10 protein-coding genes are annotated in these 12,574 nt (G+C 59.5%); 9 read left to right on the top strand and 1 reads right to left on the bottom strand.

Features of this window, described 5'->3' with window-relative positions:
* Window positions 1-4 precede the first annotated feature (4 nt).
* The 5 genes from SAZ10_RS21125 (at window position 5) to SAZ10_RS21105 (ending at window position 6,220) form a co-directional block, all read left to right on the top strand.
* The gene (locus SAZ10_RS21125) at window positions 5-1,879 is read left to right on the top strand and encodes an ATP-binding protein (RefSeq protein ID WP_412535261.1); all 1,875 of its coding nucleotides are present in this window, start codon (window positions 5-7) and stop codon (window positions 1,877-1,879) included.
* Window positions 1,876-2,508, top strand: a complete 633-nt coding sequence (locus SAZ10_RS21120; RefSeq protein WP_318611341.1) for a response regulator transcription factor — start codon at window positions 1,876-1,878, stop codon at window positions 2,506-2,508. Before SAZ10_RS21125 ends, SAZ10_RS21120 begins: the two co-directional genes overlap by 4 nt.
* Window positions 2,509-2,727: 219 nt before the next feature.
* On the top strand, window positions 2,728-3,081 hold the full coding sequence (locus SAZ10_RS21115) for a response regulator (protein ID WP_318611557.1): 354 nt from the start codon (window positions 2,728-2,730) through the stop codon (window positions 3,079-3,081).
* Between the two features lie 248 nt (window positions 3,082-3,329).
* The gene (locus SAZ10_RS21110; RefSeq protein WP_412535260.1) at window positions 3,330-5,048 is read left to right on the top strand and encodes an arylsulfatase; all 1,719 of its coding nucleotides are present in this window, start codon (window positions 3,330-3,332) and stop codon (window positions 5,046-5,048) included.
* A gap of 368 nt (window positions 5,049-5,416) precedes the next feature.
* Window positions 5,417-6,220 (top strand): hypothetical protein, encoded by an 804-nt coding sequence (locus tag SAZ10_RS21105; RefSeq protein ID WP_318611340.1) that lies wholly within the window; start codon window positions 5,417-5,419, stop codon window positions 6,218-6,220.
* Window positions 6,221-6,379: 159 nt separating this feature from the next.
* Here SAZ10_RS21105 and SAZ10_RS21100 read toward each other — a convergent pair whose 3' ends face one another.
* On the bottom strand, window positions 6,380-6,991 hold the full coding sequence (locus SAZ10_RS21100; RefSeq protein ID WP_318611339.1) for an outer membrane beta-barrel protein: 612 nt from the start codon (window positions 6,989-6,991) through the stop codon (window positions 6,380-6,382).
* 456 nt (window positions 6,992-7,447) lie between these two features.
* Between SAZ10_RS21100 and SAZ10_RS21095 the strand changes: the two genes are divergently transcribed.
* The 4 genes from SAZ10_RS21095 (at window position 7,448) to SAZ10_RS21080 (ending at window position 12,231) form a co-directional block, all read left to right on the top strand.
* Window positions 7,448-8,506 (top strand): HAD family hydrolase, encoded by a 1,059-nt coding sequence (locus SAZ10_RS21095; RefSeq protein ID WP_318611338.1) that lies wholly within the window; start codon window positions 7,448-7,450, stop codon window positions 8,504-8,506.
* A gap of 11 nt (window positions 8,507-8,517) precedes the next feature.
* Window positions 8,518-8,910 (top strand): hypothetical protein, encoded by a 393-nt coding sequence (locus SAZ10_RS21090; protein ID WP_318611337.1) that lies wholly within the window; start codon window positions 8,518-8,520, stop codon window positions 8,908-8,910.
* Window positions 8,911-9,142: 232 nt separating this feature from the next.
* Window positions 9,143-10,033, top strand: a complete 891-nt coding sequence (locus tag SAZ10_RS21085; RefSeq protein WP_318611336.1) for a lipase family protein — start codon at window positions 9,143-9,145, stop codon at window positions 10,031-10,033.
* A 515-nt stretch (window positions 10,034-10,548) separates the two neighbouring features.
* Complete coding sequence (locus SAZ10_RS21080; RefSeq protein WP_412535259.1) at window positions 10,549-12,231, top strand: arylsulfatase; 1,683 nt, start codon at window positions 10,549-10,551, stop codon at window positions 12,229-12,231.
* Window positions 12,232-12,574: the final 343 nt, after the last annotated feature.

Genomic DNA, 12,574 nt, shown 5'->3' with positions numbered 1-12,574 from the left:
CTGCATGCGAGGTCTCGTCAGCTGTCGGTGGAGCAGCCTGGCCAGTACCGCCCTCGGGTTGTTCGTCCTGCTGCTCGCTTGTTTCAGTACGATCGGCGGCCTTGCGGTCCAAATTGTCGGGCGAGTGCCTCGGGTTCTTATCCTCTATCCATATGACGAGCGGCTGCCGGCGACGAGCATCGGTGGCGAAATCGCCAGAACACGGCTCATCGAAGCCACCCACGGCAAGATCGAGCTATTCAGCGAGTTCCTTGACCAGTCGCGGTTCCGTGACGAAGGCCACATTGCCAACATGGCGCGCTATCTGGCCGGAAAGTATGCTCCTGTCCGCCCCGACGTCGTGATGGCGCTGGGGCCAGAGTCGATCAGCTTCATCGTCAAATACAGAGATACGATCGCTCCCGAGGCACGTATCGTCTACACGGGGATCAGTGGCTCCGAAGCATCCCGCCTGCATCTGCCTGACGGAGTGTTCGGTGCGGTTTCCGAATTCGATATCAGGAAGACCATCGCAATGGCGCGCGGCCTTCAGCCTGACGCACGGCGACTGGTGGTCGTGGTTGGCTCCTCCCCGTTCGACAAAGAGTGGCTCGACGCGGCAAAGCGCGATATCGCTAAGCTCGAACAGCCCTATGAGACGATATATCTTACCGATCTCACGGTCGACGAATTCGTCAAGCGTGTTTCCGAACTCCCGCGCGATACAATTCTGTTGATCCTGACGGTCTTCAAGGACAGCAGCGGCCGAAACCTTCCTTCGCGAGACGTTGCTGGACAGCTTGCGAAAGCCGCCACTGCGCCCAGCTATGGTCCGTACTCGACCTATGTCGGCGAGGGTATCGTCGGCACGAGTACCTCCACGTTTGAAGCGATGGGCAGCGCGGTTGCGGACCTCGCGTTGGCCGCGCTCGCCAACAAGCCAATGGCCGACGTCATCGTGCCGCAAACCTATCTCGCCGATGCCAGAGAGCTGAAGCGCTGGGGCTTGCTAGAAAGCAAGTTACCGCCGGGAACGGTCCTGTCCTTCGAGGAGAAGTCGGTGTGGCAGGAGCATCACGTGGCAATCCTGCTCACCTTCGCAATCGTCGCGGTCCAGGCTCTCGCCATCGGCGCGCTGCTTATGGAGCGGCGTCGTCGTGCAACCGCCGAACGAGTTGCCCGCAGCCGTCTCCTCGAAGTCGTGCATCTCAACCAGTCGGCGACCGCCGGCGCGTTGTCGGCATCGATCGCCCACGAGCTCAACCAGCCACTCGGCGCGATCCGCAACAACACGAGGGCTGCCGAACTCGTCCTGAAAAGCGCAAATCCGGATCTCGGTCTTATGCGGCAGATTCTCGCTGATATCCGCGATGACGACCAGCGAGCCAGCGACATCATCGCCGGGCTTCGCAGCATGCTCAAGAAGCGCGGCGAGATCGAATGGCAGGAGCTGGACGTCAATGAGGTCGTGGCAAACGCGCTCCAGATCCTGCATGGCGAAGCAGAACGTCGGCAGGTTGAGATCGACTTCCTTCGACCTTCAGGCCAGCTTCCCGTGCGGGCCGACAGGGTGCATTTGCAGCAGGTAATCCTCAATATCGCCACCAATGCCATGGATGCTATGCTGGGGGTGGCGGAGCGAAAGCTCATGCTCAAGACAGGGCTCGTTGATGCCGGACAGGTGGACGTCTCGATCGCCGACACCGGGACCGGGATTCCCAACGAGAAGCTCACGCGCATCTTCGAGACCTTCTATACGACAAAGGCCGGCGGCACGGGCCTCGGCCTCACGATCTCCCGCACTGTGGTGGAGTCGTACGGTGGAAGGATTTGGGCCGAGAACCGGCCTGAAGGCGGCGCCATCGTCCGAGTCATTTTGCCAATGGCGCAGACATCATGAGCTCAGCGGCTCCGATCGTGCATATTGTCGACGACGACATGTCGTTTCGCACCTCAGTCGGGCGGCTGGTCCAGTTGTCCGGTTATCGATCTGCGGGCTATGCCTCGGGCGCGGAGCTGCTGGCCAGGCTGCCGACAGATGAACCCGGCTGTATTTTGCTCGACCTGAACATGCCAGGGCTGGATGGGCTGGAACTACAGGACCGGCTCGCCGAGGTGGCGCCACAACTACCGATTGTGTTTTTGACCGGCTACGGCAACATTTCCACGACAGTCCGTGCAATGAAAGCAGGCGCAGAAGACTTCCTCGAGAAGAGCGCCTCGAGCAGCGACTTGCTTGCGGCCATCAAGCGGGCGATGCTGCTCGGCCAACAGCGTTCGGCCGAGCATGAGCGCAACATCAGGCTGAATGCGCTCGTGGCTAGTCTCACGAAGCGGGAGGCGTTTGTCTTCGATCTCATCGTGCGCGGCAAGCGCAATAAGCAGGTTGCATTCGAGCTCGGCACGACGGAGAGAACCGTCAAGGCGCATCGCCGCAGTATCATGGAGAAGCTTGGAGCACGTTCGCTGGCTGAGGCGGTCTCAATCGCCGAACGGCTCGGCATGATCGATGACCAATCTGCACCATGATCCTATCCGAAATATCCGCACCTCTTTGCTACGCTGACCTTGGTTCGGGATCATGCTGGAGGGCAACCGAACTGTCGATTTCACGTTTCAACCTGTAGAAAGGCCAATTTTCCCGAAAGGACAATATGCAGCGCGGGATTTCGGCCCAGTAATTGAGCCTGCCATGCGCCCGAGCAAAGGGTCGCGGAAAGGTGAGACGTGGAGGGTCGATCGCCCGTCATTGCCGTCGTGGAAGACGATGCCAGCATGTTGAGAAGCATCCAACGCCTGCTGGCGGTCGAGGGGTTCAACGTCGAAGCATATGAATCTGCCGAGGCCTTTCTCGGCAGGCATTCCACCAGCCAGGTGGACTGCATGGTTCTGGATATTCAGCTTCCAAAGATGTCGGGTCTCGAGCTGCGGGGGCGGCTCACAACAATGAGCTCCGACCTGCCGATAATCTTCATTACCGCAATCGAAGAAGAGGCCGTCCGAAAGGCCGCTGCCCAATTGGGTTGCGTGGCCTACCTGCGCAAGCCATTTCCTCCGGAAACGCTGATCGCCGCTATCAGCGACGCCCTCGGCGGCCGTTAAGCTTCCCCAAAGGTCAATATCGCTACGGCAAGCTTTGGGTAAGTAATAACTTTGCTTAACGCTGGGGTTTGCCACCGCCCAGAACGGACGGGGCGACAACCCCAATTCGAGACAAGCCAGAAACGTGGAATGACCGCGCGGAATGCCGGCATCGCGGTCAGACTTTGCCTGCAAGCCAGAGGCTCCGCGCGCGATTCGAAACCGGCCTTGGCCGCGGTGACCAAGGTCTTCCGAGGGAGAGTAGCGTTATGAAAGCAGCAACTTGTCTTGCGGCGGCGATAACAGCCGGCTCCGCAATGCTGAGCAGCACGTCACTGAGCCAGGCCCAAGATGCCAAGCCCAACATCCTTTTCATCATGGGCGACGACATTGGGTGGATGCAGCCGAGCATCTACCACCAGGGCCTGATGGTGGGAGAAACGCCGAACATCGACCGTATCGGCAAGGAAGGCGCGAAGTTCATGACGTACTACGCTGAGCAGAGCTGCACGGCGGGGCGCAATGCCTTCTTGACCGGCATGAATCCCCTGCGCACCGGCATGATCCCGCCGCAACTACCCGGCAGCCCGTCCTATCTGCGGCCCGGCACGCCGTCCGTTGCCAAATTCCTGTACGATCTCGGCTACAACACCGGTGAGTTCGGCAAGAACCATTTGGGAGATCACACCGATGCCCTGCCGACCGCGCACGGCTTCCAGGAGTTCTGGGGCTACCTGTATCACCTCGATGCCATGCAGCAGGTGAGTTTCCTCGACATCAACAAGACGACGACCGAGCAGGGAGTCGCCCCACCTTGCAGGAACACGCCGATCCCCGGGCTTTCGGAGGATCCTGCGGCCGTCGATCCCAGGACAACAACATGCCTGACGCCGCCGCGGAATGTGCTCTGGTGTCGATCCTCAGATGGCACGTCGAAGAACCAGACGTGTCAGGATCAGGGCCCGCTGACCCTCGAGCGCTCGAAGGGGGTGGACGAGGAGATTTCTGCGAAAGTCATCGATTTCCTCGACCGCAACGACCCGGCGAAGACCCAAAAGCCGTTTTTCGTCTGGTACAACCCCGCGCGCATGCACATCACCACCGTGCTGTCCGACAAGTACATGGCCATGGTTGGTGAGCGCGGCGGCAAGGACTGGGGCGTCAACGAGGCCGGCATGAAGCAGCTGGACGACAACATCGGCTATGTGCTGAAGAAGCTCGAGGACATGGGCCAGCTTGACAAGACCATCGTCGTTTTCACCACCGACAATGGCGCTGAGGTCTTCACCTACCCCGACGGCGGCACCACGCCGTTCAAGGGCTCGAAGATGAACACATGGGAAGGCGGCATGCGTGCGCCGCTGGTCGTCCGCTGGCCCGGGCACATCGAGCCCGGCACCATCAAGTCAGAGATCTTCTCTGGCCTCGACTGGCTGCCCACGCTCGTCGACATCGCCGGCGGACCCAAGGGCGACGGCCTCAAGAAGCAGATCGAGGCCGGCAGCTATCCCGGGATCGTCAAGACCACACTCGACGGTTTCGATCAGACCGACTACTTGCTGGGCAAGACGGACAAGTCCGCGCGTGACACCTTGTTCTACTATGCCGGCCCGCGGCCGTCAGCAGTGCGCTACAAGAACTGGAAGCTGTATTTCGCGATCGCGCCCGAAACTTCCATAGGCTTCGCGTTCCCCGGAGTCCAGACGCAGTTCATGGCCAGCATGACGAACCTCAAGCGCGATCCATTCGAGGAGGCCGTTACCTCGGGCACATGGAACAAGACGGAACCCAATTCGTTCGCCGGTGCGCTTGCAGGGCCGGTTACGGGTTATATCTACGACTGGAACATGCTGCCTATCGGCCAGCAGCTGTGGCTCAAGGAACTCGAGAGCTACAAAAAGTTTCCTCCCCTTCAGAGTCCGGAGAGCTGGAACCTGGATCAGGTCACCGAGCAGATCAGGAACGGAATGTCACACCCGAGCCAGTAACTCGGATGCTTGCAGGTGATGCATGCGACTGCCGGCTAGTCGCGAATTGGAGAAGAAGCCGGGCGGGCGGCTCGATGAAAGGCCGCTCGCCCGGGATCGCCAACACATCAGACAACGGCTCAGCTCCAGTGGCTTCCGTTGCTGATCAATTTTCTATCAAGCTGGCGAAGGCGAACTCAGCCGGTAACGCAATGGTTGACCTTCCGGTCTGCAAAGGTGAACCTTGACGGCGCCCATCTCTCCAACCTGTGGGAATGGTGGCCGCAAGGCAACATTCTGAAAAAAAAGCAATTGATCTCGCGCGTTCATTAGTGATGCTGCGGGGAATGGGTGTACACATGTCCTCAAGATCTTGAGGGGACTTTGATATGAGTCTCATCCGAGCGATATTGCCGGCCTGGGCAGGACTGGCGGTGGTGCTTGCTGCGACGCCGACGATGGCTGCGGATGCCGAGACGCCGCCCCCTGAAACCGCGCCTGCGGCGGCGCCCGCCTGGAGCTTCACGCTAGAGCCCTATTTCTGGGGAGCAGGCCTCCACGGTAGTCTCGGCGTCGGCCGCCTTCCGCAGGCGAATCTCAATGTCGATTTCGATCAGATTTTCGACCATATCGATTGGTGGCCCCCGCCAGTTATGCTTGCCGGCGAGGCGCGCAATGGCCCTTACGCCATTTTCACCGACTTCATGTATATCGGACTTGAGGCCGACGGATCATCCCGCGAACGTCTGCCTACTTCGGCCTCGGCGGACCTGAACTTGATAATATGGACCTTCGGCGGTTCCTATCGGGTCGTCGACTATGGTACCGCGACGTTGGACTTTCTGGCGGGTGGACGGCTCTGGTACCTGAACCCGGATCTGACCCTTACCGGCCCTCGCGGCGATGTGAGAGAGGCCAGCGGGAGCACGACCTGGGTCGATCCGCTGGTTGGTGTGGCTGGCGGTGTTGGCCTCGGCAACGGGTTCGGACTCCACGCCGAGGCCGATGTCGGGGGCTTCGGCGCGGGCGCCGAGATCGACTGGCAGGTGCTGGGCACGCTGCAATACCAGTACAACGACCGGGTCACGCTGGAAGCGGGCTATCGCTACCTTGCGGTCGATTTCGAGCATAATCGATTTCTGCTTGACGTAGCATTGCAGGGGCCACTCATTGGGGTCAAGATTCGGTTCTGATCGGAGGGGTCAGAGCCTCGTATCCGAGGTGACGAGCTTGCTCAAATAGACAAGCATCGCATTCGCGCGAAATTCTGTCGCAGGCCAACGGAAAAGCGATCTTCCTACGCGCCAGCCTTTGGTAGAGCTTGCGATTCTCTGAGCCTCGCAAGACGAGCGTTAGAACCGGTATTTGTAGCCAAGCTCCAATCCGACCGAGTCGGGATCCCAGTCCTTCCAGTTGTATTGCGCCACGCCCGATATCGAATTGTGCTCATCGAGGTCGTATGAGAGTCCCGTGGCGAGCTGGGGGGTGAGGAAATCGTTGTCGGGATCGAAGGCGTCCCGATATCTGAATGTAACGATATTCCAGGTCACCTTTTCGGTGGCCTTAACGTCAGCGCCTATGCGGAGGACGTAATATGGAAAATCGTTCCCCGACCCGTTTGTCTGTATGTTCTCGCCCAGTCCGGCGCTGCCGGTCACCGAGAAGAGACCGCCCAGCTCCACGCGATAGCCCACGGTACCTTCGAGCTTGAGAGTGGCGCTGTCGCTGAAGGCCGTGTTGGTATACTCACCAGATGCGCCGAGAATTACACCGGTATCGAAACTGTGGGACGCACTGATTTCAACCTTGGCGTCTTTGGGAAGCGCAAGATCGTTGGCCTCTCGATCGGTCGTGAAGCTCAACCCGACGGAGCTGCTGTCCGCGGCTGCCGGGGAGCCGAGCAAGGCCAACAAAAGTCCCCACAGGAGACCAGGTGAGACAGTCGCCAGTTGCTTCGAGGCCATGGCACCGTCACTTTCCGAACATTCTCGCGCCGCCTAGGCCGCGACTCAAGGATTTGACCGATAGTGTCTCTCTGGATCGATCCTAGCAACATGCCGGCACAGTAGCAAAAGGTTCGCCCACAGATGTTTCTCTAGCAAGCACAGAAAAAGAGCGGATAGCTCTCTGTTATGCGCAACCTATCGGATGGCGTGACAAGCAGCGCGTCGGAGGCTCAACTTCACAGGCAGGGATGAGCATAGCAGCTACTGTCGGGGCGCTTTTTTTCCCCAAAGGGCAATATCGCATAAAGCAATTCTCCGTAATATTGCCGATGAGTAAGGTTGATTGCCTCCCTCCCGCGGCCGGCAGGAGCATTCGGCGGTCACCAGGATTGCCTGGGAGCCCGGTCACGATGATACGCGCCCGAGCGATCCGCCATTCCAGCGGTAGGCCTCAAATCGACGAGGAGGCGCGAGATGAGAATTCTCCATCGCTTCGAGATCACTCGCCGCAAGCTGATCGTGACGCTGGCGGCGGTGCTGGTTTCAACCGGCGCAATGTGGACGGCTGCGCCCGCGCAGGCGCAAGACGACCCGTTGCCGTCCTGGAACGACGGGACGGCAAAACAGGCGATACTCGATTTCGTATGGGGAACCACCCAGCAGGGCAGCCCATATTTCGTGCCGCCGGCCGAGCGGATCGCTGCCTTCGATCAGGATGGCACGCTGTGGGTCGAGCATCCTATGTACAGCCAGGTGATCTACTGTCTCGACCGTGTGCCGGCGCTGGTCGCCGCCAAGCCGGAGTTGAGGGAGGTCGAACCGTTCAAGACGGTGCTGACGGGCGATCGCGAAGCGATCGCCAAGCTGCCGATGGCGGACCTGGAAAAGCTCCTTGCAGCCACGCTGACAGGCATGACTGTCGATGATTTCAAGGCCGAGGTCGAGAAGTGGCTTGCGGCGACAAGGGATCCGCGCTGGAAGCGCCCCTATACCGCGCTCTCCTACCAACCCATGCAGGAGGTTCTCCGCTTCTTGCGCGCCAACGGCTACAAGACCTTCATCGTGACCGGCGGCGGTCAGGATTTTGTGCGGGTCTACTCGGAGGCCACCTACGGCATCCCGCCAGAGCAGGTCGTCGGTACTGCTGGCGGGATAAGATTTGGCTACGACAAAAATGGTCGGCCTACCCTGACCAAGGAACCCAAGCTCCTTCTCAACGACAATGATGCCGGCAAGCCGCAAGGAATTCACCTCATGATCGGACGTCGCCCTGTGATTGCGTTCGGCAATTCGATCGGCGACAGGCAGATGCTGGAGTACACGACGGCCGGCGCCGGTGCCCGACTCGGCATGCTCGTTCTGCACGACGATGCCGAACGGGAATATGCCTACGGGCCCGCACAGGGCCTGCCCGAGACCAAGGTCGGCACGTTCACCCAGGAACTCTACAACGAGGCCACGAACAATGGCTGGCTGGTCATCAGCATGAAGAAGGATTGGAAGCGTATCTTTCCAAAAGGCACGGCCGACTGAGGAGGAAGATTATGTTCGGTGAGGCGAGACTGTTTGCCTGGTTGGCCGTTTTGACCCTCTCGGCTTTGCCGGCCAACGCAGACCCGCTGACGGCCATGGATCAGGTCGGCAAAGCCATCCTGGCGTGCTGGAAACCGCCGGCAGGCATTACGAAATCCTCGGTCACGCTGAGCTTCAGTTTTAACCGCGATGGGTCGCTGATCGGTCCGCCGCAACCCACGGCCATCGACGTGACGGGCGACGAGAATGCCCATAAGCAGTTCATCGCGGCGGCGATAAACGCTGTGGACCAGTGCACACCCGTCGAGTTTGCCCCCGCTCTTGCTCAGGGTATCGGCGGACAGCCATTCACGATGGACTTCACAACAGCCGACCGCAACCCGGCGATAACTTCAGATAACTAGAGCCGCTGAATCCCATGCGAAGCCGTTGGATTTATCCTCTGAGATTTCAATCGGCAGCTGACTGGGAGCCATTTTGAGCGGCCGAGCGGGGCGTGGCTGTCGGTGGCTCGGGACCGGGCCAGAGCCAACACCGTCATGCTGCCGGGCAGGATGGTGGCATGAGCGCTTCGCGTCACCGCGGTCTGGCAAAAGTGAGAGCCCTGACATGCTGTGCTACCTAAGAGCGGCAGCAATGGCATTGACTTGCGCTTCGCTGCTGACCTCGTGTGCGGGGCCACCGAGCGCGCTGATCCTGAGCCTTGGCTCAAAGATTGTCCCCCACAAGGTCGATTTCGAAGAAATCTATGCATTTGCAGAACGGTCCAATGCGGCCTATGCTTCAAAAGAAAAAATAAAGTCGAAATATCCCTTTACTGTTCGGATAGATTCACCCGGGCAAACGAGTGTCTTGTACTTCCTTGAGCGAAATGATGCCGCACGAACACAATTCATCACGGTGCGTGGAACGGCCGACAAGACCAATCTATTCGAGGACATTGATCTTGCCGAGCGCCGGGACCGCAAGATCAACATTCCCGTTCACGCCGGCTTCGATCGAATAGCTCGCGCGATCTACACCGATGTGAAGCCCTATTTGAGGACCGGCTACAAGACGTATGTGACGGGGCATTCGCTCGGCGGGGCTGTCGCAGCTCTTCTATCGATCTACCTGATCGAGGACGGCGTGGCGGTCAAACGGGTGGTGACGTTTGGACAGCCAAGATTCACGACCGCCGCGGGGGTAAGGAAGCTGGGCCTTCTGCCACTGACCCGAGTCGTTGATGAGAACGATGTCGTCCCAATGCTTCCGCCGAGTTTCATACCGGATGAAATATACGGTCCCTACGATCATACCGGTCCCGAGGTAATTCTTCTCCAGGCGCAAGATTTCGTTTGGCTGCCTATTCACGATGCAACGCGAATTGCCTTGGGCGCGTTCTGGCGCTCGATCTCCTTCGCGGATCTGAAGGATCATCATATGTACAATTACCTCAGACGCATTGCCGATAAGACCAAGGGTGCGATCGAAGTTGCGTACGACGAACGAGAAAAGTTTGTCTTCCCCACTAGTGAGGATGAATAACTAGACTAGGTCGTTCATCGCCTGTGCAAGCCGCCCTCATCGTACGAGTTCGCCGCCCATAGCCGCAACGAAGAAGCCGACGATGCGCGTCACCGCATCGATTCCCATTGGGCCAATGCGTCCTGAAATGTCGAAAACACTTTCGCGGGAATTTCGTCGCCTCGGTCATTGCTCCGCTGCCGTTAGCAGCATCGCTGCCCTGCCAAGGACTTGCCGTTTGCTGCCAAGCAATAAGCGCGATGTGCACGTGCTCGGGAGGCCGGAAACAGCTTCACCTAAGGACAATATCGCTACGGCAAATACGGCGTAAGTATAGCTTTGCTTAATGCCGGGGTTCTGCCATCGCCCGGGCACCCGGACAGCCACCCCAAATCCAGACCAATCAGGAAAGAGGAATGACGGCGCGAGTGTCGGCATTGGGCCGGACTTCGGCCTGAGATTTCAGAGGCAAACGCATGCGATCAAAACCGGCCTTGGTCGCCGCGACCAGGACCGTCCGAAGGAGGATCAGCGACATGAAAGCAGCAGCCTGTATTGCAACGGCGATGACCATCGGCGCAGCTCTTTTGGGCACCACATCAATGAGCCACGCTCAGAACCAGCCTAAACCCAACATCCTGGTGATCATGGGCGATGATATCGGCTGGTTCAACGTCGGCGCCTATCACCGGGGCATGATGTCCGGGAAGACGCCGAACCTCGACAAGATTGCCTCCCAAGGCATGATGTTCACGGACTATTACGCGGAAGCAAGCTGCACCGCTGGCCGGGCAGCCTTCATTACCGGCGAGATTCCCCTGCGTACGGGCCTGACCACCGTCGGCCAGGCCGGCGCAGATGTTGGCATACCGGACCAGGCCGCGACACTGGCGGCCGCCCTTAAGGCCCAAGGCTACGAGACCGGGCAGTTCGGCAAGAACCATCTGGGCGATCTGAACAAGTATCTGCCGACGGTGCATGGCTTCGACGAGTTCTTCGGGTACCTCTACCACCTCGACGCCATGTCGGATCCCTATTGGTACTCGTTCCCGGACGACCAGTCCTACAGGGATAAGGTCGGACCGCGCGATTTGCTGCATACCTACGCGACCGATACGGACGACCCGACCGAGCAGCCGCGCTGGGGCAAGATCGGCAAGCAGAGGATAGTCGACGAGGGTCCGCTGGCGCCATATCCCGACATGTCCCACGTGCCTAACATGCACGAAATCACGCCCAAGGCGAAGTACGACATGACCACCTTCGACGATGTGCTGGTGAAGGCTTCATGCGATTTCATGGACAAGGCGAAGACCGACGGAAAGCCGTACTTCGTCTGGCACAACACGACGCGCATGCATGTCTGGACCTTCCTGTCGCCGAAATACCAGGCGCTGATGAACAGCACCTCGAACTACGGGCTCGAGGAAGCCGGCATGCAGCAGCTCGACGACAGCGTCGGCAGCTTGCTGAAATGCGTCGAGGATTCCGGCGAGGCCGACAACACCATCGTCATCTTTACCACGGACAATGGTGCAGAGGTGTTCACCTGGCCCGATGGCGGCATGACGCCGTTCAAGGCGACCAAGGGCACCGTCTATGAAGGCGGTTTCCGTGTACCGGCGATCATCCGCTGGCCGGGCAAGGTCAAGGCGGGCACGGTCGAGAACGGCATCTTTTCGTCGCTCGACTGGTTCCCGACGCTGCTCGCGGCGGCCGGCAACCCCAACATCACCGACCAGCTGCTCAAGGGCGTGCAACTTGGCGACCACACTTACAAGAACCACCTCGATGGCTACAATCAGCTCGACCTGCTGCTGGGCAATGGGCCGTCGGCGCGCAACGAGTTCTTCTACTTCGGTGGGCCGCACCTCGGGGCCATCCGTATCGGCGACTTCAAGTTCCAATTCTTCACCCAGCCGCAGGGCTGGCCCGGTGCGAAGGTGACGACCGACATGCCGACGATGGTCAACATCCGCCAGGACCCGTTCGAGCGGACGCCTTCGATCGCCCAACAGAGCCTCAACGACCAGGGCGGCGGCTACATGAACGACTTCTTCGGGCGCGAGTTCTGGCGGTTTGTCAGCGTCCAGCAAGCGGTGGCGGACCTGGCCAAGACGGCTATCGATTATCCGCCGATGCAGGACCCGGCCTCGTTCAACCTCGACGCCATCAAGCACGAGATCGAGCAGGCGCTCAAGAACAAGCCGGGCAACTAGGTACAAAAAGGGCGGTGACGCCGGCAAGTAGCACTCTAATACTCCCGAGACTCCTGGCGGTCGGCTTCAACGGCCGCCTGCCCCTTACGCAAATCGGGCGAAGAACCGGTTGTAGGGAACGACCGTGTTTGCGACAGTCGCTATTCCCCTTGGCCCTTGAGATTCCAATTGAAGCACATGGAAAGGCCTTTCACCTGCGCTCGAGAGGCCGCAGGTTCTGTCGGTAGCTTTTGGAGTTGTCCGGTTTTTGTAGCACATCAGTTGTCCGCTTTGGGTTAGACGGCGCAACCGGGTGAAAGCGGAACGACACCCGAGCCGATTTGCGGATCATAGAGCGCCGACC

Source organism: Mesorhizobium sp. BAC0120 (assembly GCF_033542235.1).
GTDB lineage: Bacteria > Pseudomonadota > Alphaproteobacteria > Rhizobiales > Rhizobiaceae > JAWRCU01.
The sequence above is the reverse complement of the archived record's forward strand: the minus strand, read 5'-3'. Positions and strand labels throughout refer to the sequence as shown.

Coding starts and splice junctions, on each gene's coding strand:
- SAZ10_RS21110 (WP_412535260.1), top strand. CDS start 3,330: ATGAAAGCAGCAACTTGTCTTGCGGCGGCGATAACAGCCGGCTCCGCA.
- SAZ10_RS21125 (WP_412535261.1), top strand. CDS start 5: ATGCGAGGTCTCGTCAGCTGTCGGTGGAGCAGCCTGGCCAGTACCGCC.
- SAZ10_RS21080 (WP_412535259.1), top strand. CDS start 10,549: ATGAAAGCAGCAGCCTGTATTGCAACGGCGATGACCATCGGCGCAGCT.
- SAZ10_RS21120 (WP_318611341.1), top strand. CDS start 1,876: ATGAGCTCAGCGGCTCCGATCGTGCATATTGTCGACGACGACATGTCG.
- SAZ10_RS21105 (WP_318611340.1), top strand. CDS start 5,417: ATGAGTCTCATCCGAGCGATATTGCCGGCCTGGGCAGGACTGGCGGTG.
- SAZ10_RS21095 (WP_318611338.1), top strand. CDS start 7,448: ATGAGAATTCTCCATCGCTTCGAGATCACTCGCCGCAAGCTGATCGTG.
- SAZ10_RS21100 (WP_318611339.1), bottom strand. CDS start 6,991: ATGGCCTCGAAGCAACTGGCGACTGTCTCACCTGGTCTCCTGTGGGGA.
- SAZ10_RS21090 (WP_318611337.1), top strand. CDS start 8,518: ATGTTCGGTGAGGCGAGACTGTTTGCCTGGTTGGCCGTTTTGACCCTC.
- SAZ10_RS21085 (WP_318611336.1), top strand. CDS start 9,143: ATGGCATTGACTTGCGCTTCGCTGCTGACCTCGTGTGCGGGGCCACCG.